Here is a 19,732-nt window from a genome sequence, read left to right as displayed (position 1 = left end):
GCATTGCTTTTTTAGTGTGTTCGTTCAAGCATCCATTCTGATGGGGTAAGCTTCTCTTCGATCTTATGCTCCCGGTATTCCCAGCCGGTGTAAGAATCGATAATGTTCAGATCTTCATCAAGATGGACAATGGCAATAAACGCGTAGTGTGTTTTGGTTCGGTAACGCAGGTCAATCCAACGTACTTCATGGCCGAATTCACGCTTCGTTGTATAAACGTGCGGATGGCGAGTGAACGATAGGAATGCTTGCACATTGTCATCCTTCATCGCCTTGGCAATGACTTCGTTTATCTCTTTCTTGTAGAACGTATCATGCCAGATGAATTCACCATTGCGGATCTCACCAACATACGAAGCGATCTCGGTATGAGCGACAACGCCCCAGCGCGTCCAGCGAATCGTCGGTAGGAGGATAAACTGTCCATCCTGACCTAGACTTTGTTTCGCTTGTATAACAAGACTTTGGTATGTCAGTACACGCTGAATTACATACGTAATCATGACACTATATACGGCGGCAAATACATAACCTGGATTCGCTCCGGCGTTCCAGAGCAGGAAGCCAATCATATGAATCCCCATAATAAATGGGTCAAAAATGTTGAGTGCATTAAACGAAACCCATCGTTTCGTAAAGGGACGTGCAGCTTGTGTTCCATATGAGTTGAATAAATCAATCGTAACGTGAACAGCAACCGCTAAGAGCGTCCACAGCATCAGATGCAGGAACGATACGCCCGGGAAAAATGCGTATACACCGCCGCTGATTAATCCAGCCCAGAGAAGGATGGCGGGAATGGAATGAGAGCGCCCACGATGGTTGCGAATATACGTGGCATTGCCGCGTAGCTTCAACACAGTGTCAAAGTCAGGTGCATGAGAACCAAGTAACGTGCCGAACAGCACAGCGTCCGCAAGATGCGGGTTCGCCGCTACCGCCGGGTCCAAAAACGCGAGACCTGCAAGACCAAACCCCATAGCAATGTGGGTAGCAGTATCCAAAAATAAATTCCCCCAATATTATAGTATGAAATATCCTTTTCATGGATGGTGGAACGTACTATCATTTATTATTATAAAAGAAAATTGCGAAGAAGTGTAGCTACTTAACATAAAATTTATGATTTGTATTATAGTGGGAGCGTGCAACAATGAGTCAAATTCAAGTGTTTGCTGAGTATAAAATTATTCCCGACAAACGTCAAGATTATCTGGATAAAATTGAGCAGGTAAGAATCGCCATGGAGCAGATTGGCGTTCATGACTTCGATGTATATGAAGGAGTAGATCAGCCGAATTTGTTTGTGGAGATGTTTCATGTGCCGACAGTAGCCGCGTATGAGAAGATCAAGCGGAAGCGTTGTGACGAGAATGCCGCACCAGGTGTGTTCTGGCAGACAATCAATGATTGTATTATCGGTGGGACTGAGAAGCTTCATATGTGGGCTTTTGCTCCGGTACGTAGAGAGGGCGTATAATACATGGCGAAAAAACAACATGACAGACATCTGGGGATTATTGGGGATTTTGTAATAGACGCGTTTCAAAATGATTTGCTATACTGGTTTGAACGTGAGCAGCGCATTCTGCCATGGCGGCAAAATCGTGATGCGTACCGCGTTTGGGTTTCAGAGATTATGCTGCAGCAGACGCGGGTGGAAACGGTGATCCCGTATTATGAACGGTTTATGGAACGATTCCCGACGGTAGGTGACTTAGCCGGGGCAGAGCTTGAGGAAGTGTATAAATACTGGGAAGGATTGGGTTACTACTCTCGTGCGCGCAATCTGCATTCGGCTGTACAAGAGGTGCAGGAGAAATACGAAGGGGACGTACCGAATACACCTGAGGAGATACACACACTTAAAGGGGTTGGGCCGTATACGGCTGGAGCTATTCTCAGCATTGCATACGGGCTGCCGGAACCGGCTGTGGATGGCAATGTAATGCGGGTGCTGTCACGTATTTTATTAATTGAAGACGACATTGCAAAGCCAGCTACGCGCAAGCTATTTGAAGCCATTATCCGGGTTATTATTGCTGTGCATAATCCTTCTTTCTTCAATCAGGCATTGATGGAGTTAGGAGCGCTCATCTGTATTCCACGATCACCGCGCTGTGAAAGCTGTCCGGTGGCGGTTCACTGTCGAGCACGGGCGGCAGGTGTACAGCAGGAGTTGCCTGTTAAGTCAAAAGCAAAGCAGAGTCGAGTGGAACAGCGTGCGATTGCTCTTATTGGTAGACCAGACGGGACATGGCTAATTCGCCGCAGACCTGATACGGGATTGCTTGCGGACTTATGGGAGTTTCCACATGTCGAATATACGAATGAGGCTCATGTGCAGGAAGAGCTGAGTGTATACGTATATAAGACGTCTGGTATCCGTGCCATCCCGCATGAACGAGTAATGGAGCATAGCCATATTTTCTCTCATCTGCAATGGAATATGCAGACATATATATGCACGTATGAGGGAGAAGTGCCAGATGCGGGAGTGGAGGAAGAGAAGCAGCGTATGAAGTGGGTACGACCGGAGGAGATGGATAAGTATCCGTTCCCGGTATCTCACAAAAAAATTGCGGACGGGCTTCGCGAAGGATTCCAGGGAAGTTTGCTTTAACAATTTTGATGCAGAGGTGAGAATATGCAGTACAAACGAAACGAAGGATTTCGGCTAGCGTTTCCAGACGGACTCGCCGGGACATTCCGTATTTTGCGCCTGGAAGAGAGACATGTGAATAGTAGGGATGGGGACGCTCTCATTCACGATATTAGTCCCAAAGGTGCCAAATTTTCAACCGCTCTTGATCTCCCGCTTTATCGAGGAGAGCTTGAGGTTAGCCTGCACTTTACTCTGCATCATGAACCATTCGACATCCGGGGAATTTTGAAATGGCAGCAGGAAAAGATGGGGCGGCAAGTGTATGGGATGACGTTCCTTGCGGACAGTTACCGTGAATCGGAGCTGCTGAGTGAACTGAAAGAATATCACAAAGAACACAGGCAGGGAGATAAATGAAAAAGGCAGGTGATCCATGTTGAGGATCGCCTGCCTTTTCTTGTCGTTGCTTAATCGCGATTTCCAAAAATACGAAGCAGATAAAGGAACAGGTTTATGAAGTCGAGATACAGAATGAGCGCACCCATAATTGCTTCTTTTGTATCGTCATCTGAGCCTTCGTTTCCGATAACATTTGCTTCACGAATCGCCTGGATATCATACGCAGTCAGGCCTGTAAAAATAATAACTCCTGCATACGTTGTAAGCCAGTACAGCGTGGAGCTGGCAAGAAAAAAGTTCACCAGAGTCGCCAGCAGCAGGCCGATCAGCATCATGAACAGAATCGAACCCATGCGGGACAGATCACGTTTTGTCACATACCCATACAGGGCAGCTGCCCCAAACATTCCGGCTGTTACGAGAAAAGTCGTAGCAATGGATGCTGTCGTATAGACGGCAAACACAAGAGAGAAGGTAATCCCATTCAATGCCGCATAGACGAAGAATAACAGCATTGCTGTAGTAACAGACAGCTTCTGAACGCGGGCAGAAAGGAAAAAGACCATAACGAGTTCAGCAATAATAATACCAAACAGTGCAAATGGATTCGCAGAGAAATAGGCTAAGACATTATCATTGAGGCTTAATGCATATGCCACAATTGCTGTCATAAGCAGCCCGGCAAACATCCACGAAAAAACGCGCTGCATATAGCGACGTTGTTCTGTTATAACACCAGTTAAGTCCATATTCAGTCACCTCACTATAAGTTTTTACTTCTCTTCTATAGTATAGTATACGTTATCCAAAGATTTCTAGTTTCATGATTTTTATCAATCACATGGAAGAGGTTCTTGCTCTTTTAAATGTCGTGTTTGGATACTCAATAATTTATAATAATTGGAATGTACGTTGTCAAACCACATCATAACTTCATCCTGTTTAACCCGTACACGTACCTTGAGTTTGAATTTGAATGTTCCATCTTTAGTTCCGTATTCGGGAAGAGGCTCTAATTCGATAAGCTGTGGGCACTCAAATGGCTTGGGTTCCCCATAATACTCTTGTATAGCACCCTGAATCGCAGAAGATAGATTGGACATAATCACTCGCTCCAATTTTACTTCTCGCGCTGTTCGTGGCCATCTAACTTCAACATCAATCCCGTATTTCCATTTCCACCAATGTTTTTCCAACCAACGACTATAATCAGGGTCTTCTGGTAATTTTCCATTTGTTTCTTCTAATACACGTTTCATATTTTCTAATTCTTTTGCCGATACATCTGCATATTTCATTATGTCCTTGTCTGTAAAACCTGCATGGAGTAAACGTCTAATTGTCTCATTTTTTTCAATCATTTTTCCACTCGTAAGTCCAATATCGTATCCTTCATTCCAGCCATGATGTTCATATTTTGAACATTTTTGTCGTTCTTCCTTATTTTTATCTATTTCTTTAGCGATAACGAAGTGAGATATATTCATAATCAAAATAAACAATACATATAGTAAGTACAGTAGATTTTTTCATCTTTCCACCCCATCTTAATGTTCCAACAATCGAACAAATAAATCGGTGTTTGGAACGGATGATGCGGCGGGGATAGCTTTTTTGTGATATCGACAACATTTGGTGATGAGGGAGTAGGGGAAGGGAGGAGCCGTTCGCTTCGGTACGCTTGCTAAAAGTCTACTTCCTTTATTTTTATCTACATAGCAACGCTTAGCATCTTGATCTTGCTTGATGGTGTTTACCAAAAGCGTGCTAGGAGCGGGATCGGGCGGGGGAACGGAACGCCTGTACGCGATCCCCAGCGGAAGTGGTCAGGCGAACGGGCCTTTGCCCACAATACTTCGATGCGAATACATCGTGGGTCCTCTTTTGTGGGCGAGTTCGCCTGGCACCTGGAGCGGACAGTCCTAACTTCTTCGTAAGCGTACCGAAGTGACGAGGCCCCGCCCGATCCCGGCTCCTCCACCACACTTTGGAGAAAACAGCCCCCAAGAAAAGAAAGAGGACAGCCACAATGACTGTCCTCTTACTCTTGAACAAAAGAAGTACAATTACTTCGCTTGCGCGTAGCGTTTATTTACTTCATCCCAGTTTACTACGTTCCACCATGCACCAACGTAATCTGGGCGTTTGTTTTGGTATTTCAGGTAATAAGCATGCTCCCAAACATCGAGGCCGAGGATTGGTGTTTTACCTTCCATCAGCGGGTTATCTTGGTTCGGAGTGCTTGTAATAGCCAGTTTGTCGCCGTCAACAACAACCCATGCCCAACCGCTGCCGAAACGAGTTGCCGCTGCTTTTGCGAATTCTTCTTTCATTTTGTCGAAGCTGCCGAAAGAAGCGTCGATTGCTTTTGCTACTTCGCCTGTTGGCGCGCCGCCACCGTTCGGAGACATGATTTCCCAGAACAGGCTGTGGTTGTAGTGACCGCCACCATTGTTGCGAACCGCTGTGCGGATGCTTTCTGGTACGTTATTAAGGTTTTGCAGTTCTTCGATTGATTTGCCTTGCAGGTCAGCGTGGCCTTCGAGTGCTGCGTTCAGGTTGTTCACGTATGTTGCATGATGGCGATCGTGGTGGATCTCCATTGTTTGCGCATCGATATGCGGTTCAAGAGCATCAAAAGAATAAGGAAGAGCTGGTAATTCGAATTTAGCCATGATAAATTCCTCCTTCAAAATTTGGTAACGAGTTTGTTTTTCATATTTATTATAGCGTACTCATTCCATATTTCAATACAATACAAATAAAAAAGTATAATAAATAGTGTGCTAATCGTAAATAATGCGCGAGCTGTGATCCCAGGCCCCGTGGTCACCGCCGCGTCCGCCGCGTTTTTCGATTTCAGTAATGATTTGCTTGTGGCGACTATTTCCCTGCGTGTTCAAGTATGAAACAAGGTTGTCCATCATATCGTGATGATACAGAAGCTCCTTCATATCCCATTCAGCAAGGGGGATGTTATCAAGTTCATCAAGTTTTCGCCCAATGTACACGGTTGCTCACCTCCTAAGGCGGATTCTCTTACTAACGTTCCCTGTCAGACAGCAGTTAAACATGACGGAAAACGTATGATATACTCGAGAGCATACATAGGAAAAGGGAATGAACGAAAGGAAGGGTGAGCTATCTATATGAATAAACGCAAAGTAGCGCTTATTACCGGCGGCACGCGGGGGATTGGTAAAGTCATTGCCCTGCGTCTGGCTGAGCAGGGATGCGATCTTGTGATTACTTATTTGCGCAACCGCACAGCAGCACGTGAGACTGCTGCTGAACTGGAAGCGAAAGGTGTGCGTGTACATCTTAGTAAGGGAAATATCGCAGATAAAGATAACAGTAAAAAAATGTTCGAAGAAATCGATCAGGAATTTGGGCGGCTAGATTATTTTGTTAGCAATGCAGCATCCGGCGTGCTCCGTCCCTTGATGGAAATTGAAGAGTCGCACTGGGATTGGACGATGAACATTAACAGCCGTGCGTATTTGTTCTGTGCGCAGCAAGCTGCGAAGCTGATGGAGAAAACAGGCGGCGGTAAAATCGTTGGTCTTTCAAGTCTTGGCTCTCAGTTTGTAATTCCGAATTACACAACGGTAGGCGTATCAAAAGCAGCACTTGAATCACTGACACGCTATCTGGCCATTGAGCTTGCGCCGATGAATATTTCTGTGAATGCTGTATCGGGCGGAGCGGTCGACACGGATGCACTTAAACATTTCCCAAACCGGGAAGAAATCATTAAGGACGCGGCAGTTCGTACTCCGGCCGGTCGTATGGTTGAACCGGAAGATTTGGCCAATGCCGTTATGTTCCTGCTTTCTGATCAGGCATCCATGATTCGTGGGCAGACGCTTGTTGTAGATGGGGGGATCTCAGTTCTTTTATAGATTGGTGTGATGCGTTTTTCTTCAAAGTGTGGTGGAGGAGCGAGATCGGGTGGGACCTCGTCACTTTTGTACGCTTACGGAGAAGTTGGGACTGTCCGCTCTAGGAGCTAGGTGAACTCGCCCACAAAAGAGGATCTACGATGTATGCGCATTGAAGTATTGTGGGCAAAAGCCCGTTCACCTGGCCCCTTCCGCTGGGGAGTCGCGTACAGGCGTTCCGCTGCCCCACCCGATCCCGCTCCTAGCGCACTTTGGATAAAAATCATCAAGCAGTATAAGAGGCTGAGCTTTGCTATGTAGATAAAAAATAAGAAAGCTGTCTTTCGAAAAGCCAGTTACGACCCGAGCAAATCCATTGTAGCGACGAGAGTTTTTTGTAAACCGAAACGTTGTGCGGGGAGTGGGAGAAGGAAGGAGTAAGAGAGCGCCTGTATGCGCCTACTTAGCGGAAGGAGAACGGCGAACGAGCCTTGGCCCGTAATCTTTCAGTGAATTAGCATCGGAGGCTTTTCTTTGCGGGCACGTTCGCTGGGCTCCTGGAGCGGACAGTTATCACTTTCCTGCAAGCATACCGAAGTGAACGGCTCCTTTCTTCTCCCACTCCCGCCACCACACGTTGTCGATACTACAAAAACTATCTCGTTCGCCCCCCATTCTTTTCTGCTATTGTGCTACATATACTAACCAAATATATGGATGAATTTTCAAGGAATGTTCACAAATACCTTATTTTATGAAAGGGTTTTCAATTTGATTAGTGGAATAGGTAAAAAAACAGAATAATGAAAGGGGCAATGAATCATGTACCCTCTAGAAGAAGTATTGACCTGGGAAGCGGAAATGTCTGATCGTCTGGCGGAGCATCGCCAAATGCTATCTGTCTATAGATGGATGAGAATGGATTTAACGGATCGCCGTACAATACTTCTTGGAGGAGAACAGATTGATACATTGGCCCTGCACCAAGTGGATGAAGCGTTATTGCGAATTGAGCAAATGATTGAAGTGACTTGTATACAGATGAATGAGCAGGAAGAAGAGGTTCGTCGCCTGTACAGTGGATGGAATGCTCTTCAATCCTGTGAAGTATAGTAAGGAGCCTGCCTGGTATAGGGCAGGCTTTTTTGTGGACTCATAGCCTGTACGTTTTCGCACGGGACATTTTTCTACAGGTAGTGTAAAATAAGAAAAGATAAAAGGCAGGGAGGACATAGGCGTGTTAATACGGTCGTTTCGCTTAGGGGATTATGCATTTATCACTCGCATCTGGGAAGAAACAGGGCTCGAACAAACGGAAACCGAAACACTTGACGCATTGGCTAGGCAGTTAGCATGGGACAGTGACCTTGTTATGATTGCTGAATACGAAGGCCAGGTAGCTGGCGTTATCGTTGGAACGATCGACGGCACGCGCGGTTATTTCTACCGATTGGCGGTGGACCCGAAGCTTCAGGGGCACGGGTTGGGGCGTAAACTTGTCGAGGCGCTTGAGAAGCGATTCCGCCAGCGCGGCGTTACGAGAGTATTTATTATGGTAAATCAGGATAATAAAAAGGTGCTTCCTTTCTACAGTTCGTTAGGATATGAAATAAAGGAATACATCACGTTATCCAAGAAAATTGATCCGGAATCCGACGCGGGCTGAATGAGTAAACCATACAGCTCATATATTATGAAGAAGGAAGGAGAGCGTGATGACATCACCCGGCACTCCATTTCGCATTGAAAGCTATAAGCACGACCAGTTGTTCCACCGTTCGTGGGACAAAACGATCCTCCTACACAGAAGTGACACCGTGCTGATTGGCGGCAATGACAACGTCCGCGTAACAGAATCGGACGGGCGGGAGTGGCGGACGCGTGAACCGGCGATCTGCACATTTGGACGGGGGCAGTGGTTTAATACGATTGCGATGATTCGGACAGATGGCATCTATTACTACTGCAACATTGGCTCACCGTTTTTATTCCGCAATGATCTGCTAACCTACATCGACTACGATCTTGATGTGAAGGTGTATCCGGATATGAGCTATAACATTCTGGATAAGGAAGAGTTCGCGCTACATAGCCGCCGCATGCAGTATCCGCAGGATGTAATTCAGCTTGTACACAAAGGTGTTCAGGAAGTTGTAACCTGGATACAGGAACGGAGGGGACCGTTTCATCCTGGGTTTGTTGAACGCTGGTATGAACGGTATTTGCAGCTGAAGAATCAGTAAGACTCCTTTTCTTTGTGGAAAGGAGTTTTTTATCATTTTAGCTGTAAAAGTAAGGAGGAGAAGCATGGAAAGCATCAAGAGATATTTGCTGTTCGTAAAACCATACTGGACGCGCATTATCGCCACGATTGCCGTAGGGATCATAAAATTTGGCATCCCGCTTATTATGCCGCTGCTGCTTAAATATGTGGTAGATGATATTTTGATTAAACCGGGTGATGTGAATGCTAAGCTTACGCAGCTTGGCTGGATCATGGCCGGGGTGTTTTTTATTTTTACGGTTGTGCGTTGGCCGATTGAATATTGGCGGCAGTATTTGGCGCAGTCTGTATCGAATCGCGTGCTGTACGATATCCGCAGTCGAGCCTTTGACCATATTCAGAAGCTGTCACTCCGGTATTTTCATAACCATCGCGCAGGTGAGGTCATTTCCCGGGTTATTAATGACGTTGAGCAAACAAAAAGCTTCGTAGACACGGGGCTGATGAATATTTGGCTTGATCTTGTCACATTGCTGATCGCTGTAGCCCTTATGACATCGATGGATGGGTGGCTGACGCTTGTCTCGATCTGTATGTTCCCGTTGTATGGATTTTCGATCAAATATTTTTATTCGCGGCTGCGCAGCTTAACCCGTACACGCTCACAGGCACTTGCGACACTGCAGGCGCATCTGCATGAGCGTGTTCAGGGGGTCCCGGTTATTAAAAGCTTCGCATTAGAAGAGCACGAGCAGGGACAGTTCGATGAACGCAATCAAAATTTCCTGACCCGAGCACTTGACCATACGAGCTGGAATGCGAAAACATTTGCGACGGTGAATACGATTACCGATATTGCGCCGCTGCTTGTCATTATGGTAGCAAGCTATCGAGTTGTGAACGGAACGCTGACCGTCGGAGAACTGGTCGCGTTCTATGCGTACTTAGATCGACTGTATGCACCGCTTCGTCGTCTGGTGAATGCCTCAACTACCATGACGCAGGCGTATGCATCGATGGATCGTGTATTTGAGTTTTTCGATGAGAAGTATGATGTTACCGATAAGCCGAGGGCACGTGAATTGCCGCGCATTGATGGTCGGGTAGAGTTCGACGATGTACGCTTCCGTTATACGGCTGAGGGGGAAGATGTGCTGCGCGGTGTCAACTTGACCGTAGAGCCGGGAAAAACAGTGGCGCTTGTCGGGATGAGCGGTGGAGGGAAATCATCGCTGATCAGTCTGATTCCACGCTTCTATGATGTAGAGAGCGGTAGCATTCGGATTGATGAATATGATGTACGAGATGTAACGATGAAGAGCCTGCGCAGCCAGATTGGGATGGTCCTTCAGGATAATATTTTGTTTAGTGATTCAATCCGCCAAAACATTCTGATGGGCAACCCGGAGGCAAGCGAGGAGGAAGTCATCGCAGCTGCTAAAGCAGCCAATGCGCATGATTTCATTATGGAGCTCTCAGACGGCTACGATACGGAGATTGGGGAGCGCGGTGTTAAGCTGTCCGGTGGGCAGAAGCAGCGCATCGCGATTGCGCGTGTGTTTCTCAAAAATCCACGCATTCTTATTCTCGATGAAGCGACGTCTGCACTCGACCTCGAATCCGAGCATCTTATCCAGCAGGCACTTGAACAGCTTGCTCATAATCGCACAACCTTTATTGTGGCACATCGCTTATCTACGATTACACATGCTGATACAATTGTGTTGATCGAAAACGGACAAATCCGCGAGCAGGGAACTCATGCGGAGCTTATGGCGCTGCAAGGAGCGTACTATAAGTTGTTCACGGTACAAAATCTAGATGAGAGTTAATACAGCTTGCTGTATCTTTTCTCATATGGTTGAAGTCTTATAGCGTAGACGCTATGATAGATAAAAAAACGTATGTTATTTTACATTGTATGGAGAAAGGTGATTCAATTGGAAACGAATCCAGGGACATCGAATTTTATTAAGAACATTGTCACCGACGACCTGAAATCAGGTAAGGTCGATACGGTTGTAACTCGCTTTCCGCCGGAGCCAAACGGCTATTTACATATCGGACACGCTAAGTCTATCTGCCTAAACTTTGAGCTGGCTGATGAATTCAAGGGCAAAACGAATTTGCGCTTTGATGATACGAACCCGCTGAAAGAAGATGTAGAATATGTGGAATCGATTAAGGAAGATGTGAAGTGGCTCGGTTTTGAATGGGACGGCATGTTCTTTGCTTCTGACTACTTCGAAGAAATGTATAATCGTGCAGTGCTGCTGATCAAAAAAGGGAAAGCGTACGTATGTGAGCTTACACCAGAGCAAATGCGTGAAATGCGTGGCACGCTGACAGAGCCAGGTAAAGAGAGCCCGTATCGCAATCGTACTGTGGAAGAAAATCTTGATTTGTTCGAGCGGATGCGTAAAGGCGAATTCAAAGACGGCGAGAAAGTGCTTCGTGCCAAAATCGATATGAGTTCTCCGAATATGAACATGCGTGACCCGGTTCTGTACCGTATTTCTCATGCGGAACATCATAATACAGGCGATAAATGGTGCATCTATCCGATGTATGATTTCGCGCACCCACTTGAAGATGCGATTGAAGGTGTAACGCATTCGATCTGTACGCTGGAATTCGAAGACCACCGTCCATTGTATGACTGGGTTATCGAAGAATGCGAGATGGAAGCTCGCCCGCGTCAGTACGAATTTGCCCGTTTAAACGTGACGAATACGGTAATGAGCAAGCGTAAACTTAAACTTCTCGTAGACGAGAAGCATGTTGATGGCTGGGACGACCCGCGCATGCCAACGATTTCGGGTCTGCGCCGTCGCGGGTATACGCCGGAAGCGATTCGCACATTCTGCCGGGAGATTGGTGTCGCTCGCAGCAACAGTACAGTAGATGAAAAATTGCTTGAGCATTTCATTCGTGAAGACTTGAAACTTAAAGCACCGCGTACGATGGGTGTACTCCGTCCGCTTAAAGTGGTCATCACGAACTATCCAGAAGGACAGGTTGAGATGCTGGATGCGGAGATCAACCCGGAAAATCCAGAGATGGGTATTCGTCAGATTCCATTCTCCCGTGAGATTTATGTCGAGCAAGATGATTTCATGGAAGTGCCACCGAGCAAATACCACCGCCTGTTCCCTGGAAATGAGGTGCGCCTGAAGCATGCATACTTTATTAAGTGTAACGACTTCGTTAAGGACGAGAATGGCAATGTAGTGGAACTGCATTGCACATACGACCCGGAAACAAAAAGCGGATCAGATTTTAATGCTCGTAAAGTGAAAGGTACGATTCACTGGGTAGAAGCGACACAGGCTGTCCCGGCTGAATTCCGTCTATACGAGCCGCTTATTCTCGATGAACAGGAAGATGAGGAGAAGTCGTTCTTGGAGAACGTCAATCCGAACTCGCTTGAAGTGGTACAAGGATTTGTGGAGCCGAACATGAAAGATGTGAGAGCACATGATAAGTTCCAATTCTTCCGCCACGGTTATTTCAATGTTGACCCGAAAGATACGACAGCAGACAACCTTGTATTCAATCTGATCGTATCGCTGAAGAGCTCTTTTAAATTGCCGAAGAAATAATAAGAATATCAAGCAAAAAGGAAGAAGCTGTCCTGCATGATAAAGGACAGCTTCTTCTTGTTGTAATTATGAGTCCAGGTTACTTATACTTCTGTGCGACGATGAATTGAATGATGGGCAATGTAACAATAGAAGCACAAAGTGCAAGCATCAAAGGCAAATTAGCGGTATTTTCGTTTTTAAACTCTGAAATTCCATAAATAAGTAAAAGAATAACCATCAAAGCAAAGTATCCGATCTTGCTGCTTGTCTTCACAATGTGTTCTTCTAGCTCATCTCTAGGCTCATTATCGTAATGACTCCTCAAGTAGCTTGTGCGACCAAAAGTATGAAATTCAAACAAAGAAGCGATGAAAATACTGAGAGCGAAAATGCCATACGGATTTATTGTTTGTTTCATAAGATATGTATAAATAATATGGCCACAAACGGCAATGACGGATAGCCAAAGCACAGTAATAATGAGCTTTTTTTGTGCAGTAGTCATTAGGTTGCTCCTTATCTTTCTGGAATAAATAAATCATCGACTGTCACGGCGAGTGTATGAGCCAATTCAAAAGCTAGTTTTAGCGTCGGGTCATACTTATTGTTTTCAATTGCGTTAATGGTTTGGCGAGAGACGCTGCAAAGTCGCGCTAACTCATCTTGTGAGATTCCTTTTGCTTTGCGAAGTTCACGAATGTGGTTCTCCATTGTTCACCACCCTTATGTAAAAAACTTTTTACATTCCCATTATAGAAGTAAACGATAAATAATGTCAAAAACTTTTTACAAAAATCTAAATGGTCAAGAACACACTTTGTTTTAGGATATGAAGAACATAGAAGAAAGTAGCCTGGAAACAGTGTTCACAGGATTATAACTTGACCTATTCTAGCCAATTCCATAGAATGACGAGTATATATGGTCTGGGGGGTATAGGTAAAATGAAACGATTCAGCAGCACAACACGCATGTGGCTAGGCGCTGCTTTATGTGCTGTCCTGATTGCTGTCGGTGGATACTGGATGTACATGTACACAGCCAAGTCCGGTGGAATGCCAGAAGAAGGCATGGACATGTCGGGTACACACGCGTCAGCACATTCAGAGAGTGGAGAGCATGAAGGGATGGAGCACGTTACACCGTGTACAGAATTTGTGCCGGATACCGTGAAGCGTCCGATAAAAGAATTTACACTGGTCGCGCAGACAAAGACCATTCAGCTTGCTTCCGGTGAAAAAGTAGAAGTGATGACGTACAATGGCACAGTTCCTGGACCGGAGTTACGTGTACAGGTGGGGGATCGTGTTCGCGTTCATCTGAAAAATGAAATGAAAGAATCAACAGCGATTCACTGGCATGGTGTAGAACTTCCATGCTCTCAGGATGGGGTAGCAGGCATTACACAGGATGCAGTGAAGCAAGGAGAGAGTTACACATACGAGTTTGTCGCGCAACGTGCCGGAACATTCTGGTATCATTCGCATCAGTATAGTGCTGAACAGGCAAAAAAAGGGTTGGCAGGCAAGTTAATCATCGAGCCAAAAGAAAGGAAATATGACCGTGATTATGCGGTCATGCTGCTAAAGCTTTTAGATACGTACTACATGGTAGATGGAAAAGAAAAAGTTCAGACATTTGCGGCGAAGCCAGGTGAAATGGTTCGTGTTCGTCTCATCAATGCCGATAATTTCACACATAACATGACAGTCGTTGGTGCTCCGTATCAGCTTCTTTCCATTGATGGGTTCGACTTGAATGAACCAACCAAAATTGAAAATAAGCTGGTTGCCATTGGTGCAGGCCAGCGAATGGACTTCTTGTTTCGCATGCCAGCTAGTGGGTCTGTACAAGTCGTAAGCGGAGATACGGAAGAGAAAGCGCGGCAGTTGCTGCGCATGAATTTTGGTAGTGGTGAGGGAAATGCAGGACCTCCTGCGGAGAAGATTGCCTCATACCCGGTGGTTGATATTTATGCATATGGAAAACCAAAAGCCGATGCGCTCTCCACAATCAAGCCCACCCGCTCGTATGATATGACGCTAGGAGATGCGATCGTAAAAGATGAGAACGGCAATCCGAAGCTTGTGTATACAATCAACGGGAAGGCGGGTATGGACATTCCGCATCTGATGGTGAGAAAAGGCGATGTAGTTAAAATGACATTCCGCAATCCGAGTAAGCTTGACCATCCGATGCATCTACATGGCCATGCATTCAAAGTATTAACCCGGAACGGGAAGCCAATCAGCGGAAGCCCGTTGTATATGGATAATATCCTCGTACGTCCGGGTGAAACGTATGAAATTATGCTCAAAGCGGAAAATCCAGGTCTATGGATGTTGCACTGCCACAACCTGCCGCATGCCACATACGGCATGAGTACGATGATGAACTATGAAGGGGTCAGTACTCCATATCGTGTCGGCGGAAAATCGGGTAACTTCCCGGATTAAGATGAGAATTCTATTGAGGAAATGAAAACAGGAGGGCTCTTCGTAAAGAAGAATCCTCCTGTTTTTTTGTTGTACAAATGTTATGCTTGAGTGCTCGGCTCCTCATAGATCGCTTCCCAGCCTGCTGGTGTAACGAAAATTCGGATACATTTGATTTTACGGTCGTCGCATAGCGTGAACCAGTGACGTGCATAGGCTGGAACCGAAATCAGATCGCCTGGCTCCATGACAACATCGAAGTAGCGACCATCCGTAGCTTTCAGTGTAAAGATGCCGTGCCCATCCACGCAGAAGCGTACTTCGTCGTCTGTATGATGATGCTCGGCTTTAAATTTATCGAGGAGGGCATCAAGGTTCGGAGTAGCATCAGAAAGCACGATAATGTCTTCGGTTTGATAGCCACGGCGTGCGCTCAGTTCAGCGATTTCTGGGCGGAATGATTCGATGATTTGTTGTTTTTGTTCATCAGTGAGCGTGTAGTTTTCTTTCAGTTCACCAGTTAGACGCTCCACACCCCAATTTTCATAAATAACATCTTGTGTTTGCAGATACTGAGCAACTTCGTGTCCTTTTACGATTTGCTCCTGTGTATCACGGAATGTAATGTATGCCATCGTTACTACCCCCTGTATAAAAGTAATAGGATTATGCCTGTACGGCTAAGTGGCGCACTTGCAGCCACTGAAGATGATACGAGAACAAAAATTCAAATGATTCAAGGTGACGTTTTGCTTCGAAGTCATTGCCGCCCCAGGCATAAATGCCATGGTTGCGAATTAAGACTCCAGGGATGCGTGGATCGAGAACATTTTCCACAGCATTCGCAAGTTTTGGGATATCCGCATAGTTTTCGACGATCGGGATGCGAATCTCGGCACCTTCTTCCCAAATTCCGAGACCTTTGATCAGCTCCTGATCACGCAAGGTTACATAGCCGACATCGCCGTATAGCTCAGAGATGAGATTGTTTGCAATCGTATGAACATGGAATACAGCTCCTGCTTTCGGAATGTTACGATAGATTGCGGTATGAATTTGTGTTTCAGCCGACGGTTTAAGCGACGTCGTTTCGTACGGCTTGTTTTCAGCATCGACGACAAGGTAATCATTTGGCGTCGAGAGGGTTTTATCCTTTCCGCTGGCTGTTACGGCAACTAGCAGGGGAGAAGAGCTGATTTTGACTGATAGATTGCCACTTGTACCGGGGAACCAGCCTCGGGCGGCGAAGGTAAGTTTGGCCTGATCCAACTGTTGAAATGCAAGTTGGCGGGCTTCATGTGTGAATGTGCTCATGATGCTCCCTCCGTTTTTACGTGAAGTCGTTTCAGTGCGTCGATACAGTCATAAAAATCAGCAAAGCGGTCGTATGCAATACCAAGCTCTTCGCACTTTTCTTCCAGATACGCACGAGCGATCACCGCATCAGCAATTTTTGCCCCTTCTAGGTCGGTAATGCTGTCTCCGATCACGACTTTGAAATAGTCATCGCTACGATAGCTGCGATTCACAGTTGTTTTACACATGCCGCAGTCCACATCACAGTGCTCATCACATGTATATGGATAGATGATGTTAACATATTCGCCTGTGAAGTCTGCCTTATTGCAATAAATTTTCGGAATACGATCTGCATACGGAGCAAGAATCGGTTCAATGAAGAAGTCGATGCCGTTGCTTGTCACAAGCAGTTCGATTTCATGCGTATGACAGAAGTCGACGAATTCTCCGAAACCAGGTCGAACGACGGCGCGCTGTAATACGAAGTCAGTCATCTCCTGACGCTTCTCACTGGAGATCAGAGCGAAAAGCGCATGGACGCCAGCACGCAGACTTTGTTTTTTAGCAAACATATCATCTACGATACTTTTCCATTCTGGCGGAGCGAATTCAGCCATGATATCAATAATGTTGTCTTTCTCAGTAATCGTGCCGTCAAAGTCGCAAAAGATCACAATTTTTTTACTCATGTTATGCGCCACCCCACTTATCGAGCGCAACTGCAAGCGGAGCGTTATTTGCAGCTGCTTCTCGCAATGTCTGCCCATTTACGACTGCGTCGATGGCAGCACGGAACGCTCGACCACCGTCAGCCGCTCCATTCGGATGACCATGTACACCGCCGCCTGCATTAATGATGACATCTGTGCCGAAATCTTCATATAGTTGCGGCACAAGACCCGGGTGAATGCCAGCAGATGGAACCGGGAAGGCCGGAGCACCTGCGCTTTGTTTAGTCCGGGCGTGGTCAGCGATAGCCAGTGCTTCTTCACGTTCGAGTGCTACCGAGCCATACGGAGATGGATATAGAATGAAGTCTGCACCTGCAAGACGGTTTAGCTTACCAAGCAGGAGCGGAGAGGCGATGCCGTAGTCCGCTGCTTGATAGAAAGCACCTGCAAGTGATGGATGCGCCATCAGCGGCACGGTAATATCCGGGTCAGCAGCAAGACGATGCAAAATTTCGAAGCCATATGGCAGCACATTCAGCAGCAGGCAGTTTGCTCCGTTCTCAATCGCATATTTGGCACGGTCAACAATTTCATGTACTGGACCAGTCAGATTGGCTGCGTACAGCACAGGGCGTCCAGCCTGTTCGATGATTCGGTTATAAGCAGCCAGACGTTCTTTTAGCGGAGCGCGATCATCAACAAAAAAGATTTCGTCGTCTTTGACAAGATCCACTCCACCTTCAATTTGCGCGGCGAACTGTGTTTCCAGGTCTTCAAGCGGTAGGCCGAGACATGATTTAAAGATGCTCATCAGAAGTGGACGATCGTACACACCAAGTTTCTCTCGGATGCCTGTAATGCCGAATTTTGGTCCAGGAAATTGAGCAAGCAGGGAAGGTGGGAATTCAATATCGAGCAGTTTGATTTTTCCATCCATCGACAGTTTGCCGAACACGGTTGTGAGCAGAGCCGGAATATCGGCTGTAATGTTGCCAGCCGGATAATTGATCGCAATTGTTCCTTGCTGGATGCCATTTACTTCGCGCTCAATCTGAACATCCGCTACACTTCCAAGATAGGGTGCGAGCAGTTCCTGGCGGGCAAGTGGGAGATCAGTCCAGCTGCCGACCGTCATACCGACCGCGATGCCCTGTGCTTTTTTATATAAATCTTTACCTTCTGTCTGATACGTTACCGTAATGAATTCACTCATAGTTTATAACCAGCCTTTCTCACGGAATGGTATACAAAAAACGCCCTCCTTCAGAAAGAAAGAGGGCGCTAACATACAAAATAAGGCGTCAATCTTATCTTTCAGAATGAACTCATTCTGTAGGAATTAGCACCTTTCCTTTTCACCAAGAATGGTGAGCTGGCAGGTTGCCGGGCGTCATAGGGCCAGTCCCTCAGCCTTCTCGCGATAAGCGTTTTCGTACGATTTGAAATTATATTTCAAATTCTAAGTGGTAAAGAATAATGTGTCAACTATCTTTTTTAATTTTCTTCCCCGGTATGTGTGTGATACGCGTATACAAGCTTGTTTAAATGTTCGAGTTGATTGGCATACTCGAGCATCTCGGATACGACCGGGAACAAATGGAGCCAGTGTCCGTCATCTTCTTCCTCAGGTGTATGTTTAACTTTTGGATAGAGGGACATGAATTCATGCAGGAGACGTTGGTTTTCTTCATAAATGGGCTCTGGCATCTGACCGGTATCACGCGGCTTGAGTACTCCCTCATACAGCATGAGAATGTCCTGGTGATACGTAGTTAATTCTTCAATCTGTTTCTGGATGAGTGGGAACAAATGATGATCCGTCTCGAAGGAAGAATAAATATGCCGTTCAAAGGTGCGAAGCATATCCATTTCCTTATAGAGTACGACCAGCATCTGTCGGAATATGACCAGTTTTTTGCTGCTAGAATATGTAACTTTGCGGAAGCGAGTTACTTCTTCTGTGTATAAGTCATATAGTGTTTCTACGCTTTTAAATCCTGTTTTAATCTTGATTTTTTCCGTCCGGAACGCTTTTTCTTCCATTTCATTATGGATCAGTGTTCGCATAAGCAAGGAGAATTTCTCACTTAGTTTTGTTACCTCGTCAAGCAGGCGCTTCTCATAGCGAGGTGGCAAGAATACGGCATTCACGAGTGCCGCAGAGAAAATCCCGATGACAGTTAGAGAAAAACGGTTCCAGGCAAACATCAAATCGTTGCCTGTCTGTGTCTCCATAACAGATACAACCGTTACGATACTAAGAACAAGACTCTCTTCGAGTTTTAAGCGTAAATTAATCAGAATGACGATCATGACGACGACACCGACAATGATCGGTTCTGACCCTAGATAATACGCAGCAGCCACACCGAGCACAGCTCCGATTGCATTTGCTTCTAACTGTTCACGTAATTGCTTCCAGGTGCGGTACAGTGTCGGCTGAATACTGAGCGTAGCAGCAATTGCAGCAAGGGCTGGTGGCTTTAGTTCGAACCAGTTGCAGACGAACAGAGCGACGATGAGGGCAATGGCTGTTTTGATAATACGGGCTCCGACTCGCATAGATCCTCCCTATATAGTTGTCTAATAATGTATAGTACCACGAAATATGGATAGAAGTAAGGAGTTTATTTA

General features: G+C 46.1%; 22 protein-coding genes and 1 riboswitch. Of the genes, 10 read left to right on the top strand and 12 right to left on the bottom strand.

Annotated elements, in window-relative coordinates; all coding sequences use genetic code 11:
* Positions 1–11: 11 nt before the first annotated feature.
* Positions 12–1,004 carry a metal-dependent hydrolase gene (locus PO771_RS16415; RefSeq protein ID WP_272560713.1) on the bottom strand — a complete coding sequence of 331 codons (993 nt, stop codon included), beginning with the start codon at positions 1,002–1,004 and terminating at the stop codon, positions 12–14.
* A 149-nt stretch (positions 1,005–1,153) separates the two neighbouring features.
* Between PO771_RS16415 and PO771_RS16410 the strand changes: the two genes are divergently transcribed.
* The 3 genes from PO771_RS16410 to PO771_RS16400 are packed head-to-tail and all read left to right on the top strand — an operon-like array spanning position 1,154 to position 3,022.
* Entirely contained in the window at positions 1,154–1,480 is a 327-nt protein-coding gene (locus tag PO771_RS16410) for an MFS transporter (RefSeq protein WP_272560712.1), read from the top strand.
* Positions 1,481–1,483: 3 nt separating this feature from the next.
* Positions 1,484–2,623, top strand: coding sequence for an A/G-specific adenine glycosylase (gene mutY, locus PO771_RS16405; protein ID WP_272560711.1), 1,140 nt, complete (start codon positions 1,484–1,486; stop codon positions 2,621–2,623).
* A 24-nt stretch (positions 2,624–2,647) separates the two neighbouring features.
* Entirely contained in the window at positions 2,648–3,022 is a 375-nt protein-coding gene (locus tag PO771_RS16400; RefSeq protein ID WP_272560710.1) for a PilZ domain-containing protein, read from the top strand.
* A 50-nt stretch (positions 3,023–3,072) separates the two neighbouring features.
* Here the strand turns inward: PO771_RS16400 and PO771_RS16395 are convergent, their stop codons facing one another.
* The 4 genes from PO771_RS16395 to PO771_RS16380 all read right to left on the bottom strand — a co-directional run bounded on the left by PO771_RS16395 (position 3,073) and on the right by PO771_RS16380 (position 6,015).
* Positions 3,073–3,753, bottom strand: coding sequence for a Bax inhibitor-1/YccA family protein (locus PO771_RS16395; RefSeq protein WP_272560709.1), 681 nt, complete (start codon positions 3,751–3,753; stop codon positions 3,073–3,075).
* A gap of 84 nt (positions 3,754–3,837) precedes the next feature.
* Entirely contained in the window at positions 3,838–4,497 is a 660-nt protein-coding gene (locus tag PO771_RS16390; protein WP_272560708.1) for a hypothetical protein, read from the bottom strand.
* Positions 4,498–5,070: 573 nt separating this feature from the next.
* Entirely contained in the window at positions 5,071–5,679 is a 609-nt protein-coding gene (locus PO771_RS16385; RefSeq protein ID WP_272560707.1) for a superoxide dismutase, read from the bottom strand.
* 111 nt (positions 5,680–5,790) lie between these two features.
* Positions 5,791–6,015, bottom strand: coding sequence for a hypothetical protein (locus PO771_RS16380; RefSeq protein WP_272560706.1), 225 nt, complete (start codon positions 6,013–6,015; stop codon positions 5,791–5,793).
* A gap of 138 nt (positions 6,016–6,153) precedes the next feature.
* Between PO771_RS16380 and fabL the strand changes: the two genes are divergently transcribed.
* From fabL to PO771_RS16350, 6 genes are all read left to right on the top strand, one after another.
* Complete coding sequence (fabL, locus tag PO771_RS16375; RefSeq protein ID WP_272560705.1) at positions 6,154–6,906, top strand: enoyl-[acyl-carrier-protein] reductase FabL; 753 nt, start codon at positions 6,154–6,156, stop codon at positions 6,904–6,906.
* An 801-nt stretch (positions 6,907–7,707) separates the two neighbouring features.
* Entirely contained in the window at positions 7,708–7,998 is a 291-nt protein-coding gene (locus PO771_RS16370; RefSeq protein WP_272560704.1) for a hypothetical protein, read from the top strand.
* Positions 7,999–8,122: 124 nt separating this feature from the next.
* Positions 8,123–8,551 (top strand): GNAT family N-acetyltransferase, encoded by a 429-nt coding sequence (locus PO771_RS16365; RefSeq protein ID WP_272560703.1) that lies wholly within the window; start codon positions 8,123–8,125, stop codon positions 8,549–8,551.
* A gap of 46 nt (positions 8,552–8,597) precedes the next feature.
* The gene (locus PO771_RS16360) at positions 8,598–9,128 is read left to right on the top strand and encodes a DUF402 domain-containing protein (RefSeq protein ID WP_373681351.1); all 531 of its coding nucleotides are present in this window, start codon (positions 8,598–8,600) and stop codon (positions 9,126–9,128) included.
* Between the two features lie 64 nt (positions 9,129–9,192).
* The gene (locus PO771_RS16355) at positions 9,193–10,941 is read left to right on the top strand and encodes an ABC transporter ATP-binding protein (protein ID WP_272560702.1); all 1,749 of its coding nucleotides are present in this window, start codon (positions 9,193–9,195) and stop codon (positions 10,939–10,941) included.
* A gap of 99 nt (positions 10,942–11,040) precedes the next feature.
* Complete coding sequence (locus tag PO771_RS16350) at positions 11,041–12,711, top strand: glutamine--tRNA ligase/YqeY domain fusion protein (protein ID WP_422664960.1); 1,671 nt, start codon at positions 11,041–11,043, stop codon at positions 12,709–12,711.
* Between the two features lie 79 nt (positions 12,712–12,790).
* Here the strand turns inward: PO771_RS16350 and PO771_RS16345 are convergent, their stop codons facing one another.
* Together PO771_RS16345 and PO771_RS16340 are read right to left on the bottom strand one after the other, a co-directional pair.
* Positions 12,791–13,198 (bottom strand): DUF6442 family protein, encoded by a 408-nt coding sequence (locus tag PO771_RS16345; protein WP_272560701.1) that lies wholly within the window; start codon positions 13,196–13,198, stop codon positions 12,791–12,793.
* An 11-nt stretch (positions 13,199–13,209) separates the two neighbouring features.
* Positions 13,210–13,404 (bottom strand): helix-turn-helix transcriptional regulator, encoded by a 195-nt coding sequence (locus PO771_RS16340; RefSeq protein WP_272560700.1) that lies wholly within the window; start codon positions 13,402–13,404, stop codon positions 13,210–13,212.
* A 233-nt stretch (positions 13,405–13,637) separates the two neighbouring features.
* Between PO771_RS16340 and PO771_RS16335 the strand changes: the two genes are divergently transcribed.
* Positions 13,638–15,149, top strand: a complete 1,512-nt coding sequence (locus tag PO771_RS16335; RefSeq protein ID WP_272560699.1) for a multicopper oxidase family protein — start codon at positions 13,638–13,640, stop codon at positions 15,147–15,149.
* A gap of 80 nt (positions 15,150–15,229) precedes the next feature.
* On the opposite strand, the gene PO771_RS16330 is transcribed toward PO771_RS16335, so the two are convergent.
* From PO771_RS16330 to PO771_RS16310, 5 genes are all read right to left on the bottom strand, one after another.
* Positions 15,230–15,763 (bottom strand): 1,2-dihydroxy-3-keto-5-methylthiopentene dioxygenase, encoded by a 534-nt coding sequence (locus PO771_RS16330; RefSeq protein ID WP_272560698.1) that lies wholly within the window; start codon positions 15,761–15,763, stop codon positions 15,230–15,232.
* Between the two features lie 31 nt (positions 15,764–15,794).
* Positions 15,795–16,442: a methylthioribulose 1-phosphate dehydratase gene (locus tag PO771_RS16325; protein ID WP_272560697.1), complete on the bottom strand. Its 648-nt coding sequence runs from the start codon at positions 16,440–16,442 to the stop codon at positions 15,795–15,797.
* Complete coding sequence (locus tag PO771_RS16320; RefSeq protein ID WP_272560696.1) at positions 16,439–17,116, bottom strand: MtnX-like HAD-IB family phosphatase; 678 nt, start codon at positions 17,114–17,116, stop codon at positions 16,439–16,441. The genes PO771_RS16325 and PO771_RS16320 overlap by 4 nt, the downstream gene beginning before the upstream one ends.
* A 1-nt stretch (position 17,117) precedes the next feature.
* On the bottom strand, positions 17,118–18,311 hold the full coding sequence (locus tag PO771_RS16315) for a 2,3-diketo-5-methylthiopentyl-1-phosphate enolase (RefSeq protein ID WP_272560695.1): 1,194 nt from the start codon (positions 18,309–18,311) through the stop codon (positions 17,118–17,120).
* 91 nt (positions 18,312–18,402) lie between these two features.
* Positions 18,403–18,525: riboswitch (SAM riboswitch) on the bottom strand.
* 67 nt (positions 18,526–18,592) lie between these two features.
* On the bottom strand, positions 18,593–19,660 hold the full coding sequence (locus PO771_RS16310) for an FUSC family protein (RefSeq protein WP_272560694.1): 1,068 nt from the start codon (positions 19,658–19,660) through the stop codon (positions 18,593–18,595).
* Between the last annotated feature and the right edge of the window lie 72 nt (positions 19,661–19,732).

It is taken from the genome of Aneurinibacillus uraniidurans, from assembly GCF_028471905.1.
GTDB classification, from domain to species: domain Bacteria; phylum Bacillota; class Bacilli; order Aneurinibacillales; family Aneurinibacillaceae; genus Aneurinibacillus; species Aneurinibacillus uraniidurans.
This window is presented reverse-complemented; position numbering and strand designations above follow the sequence as displayed.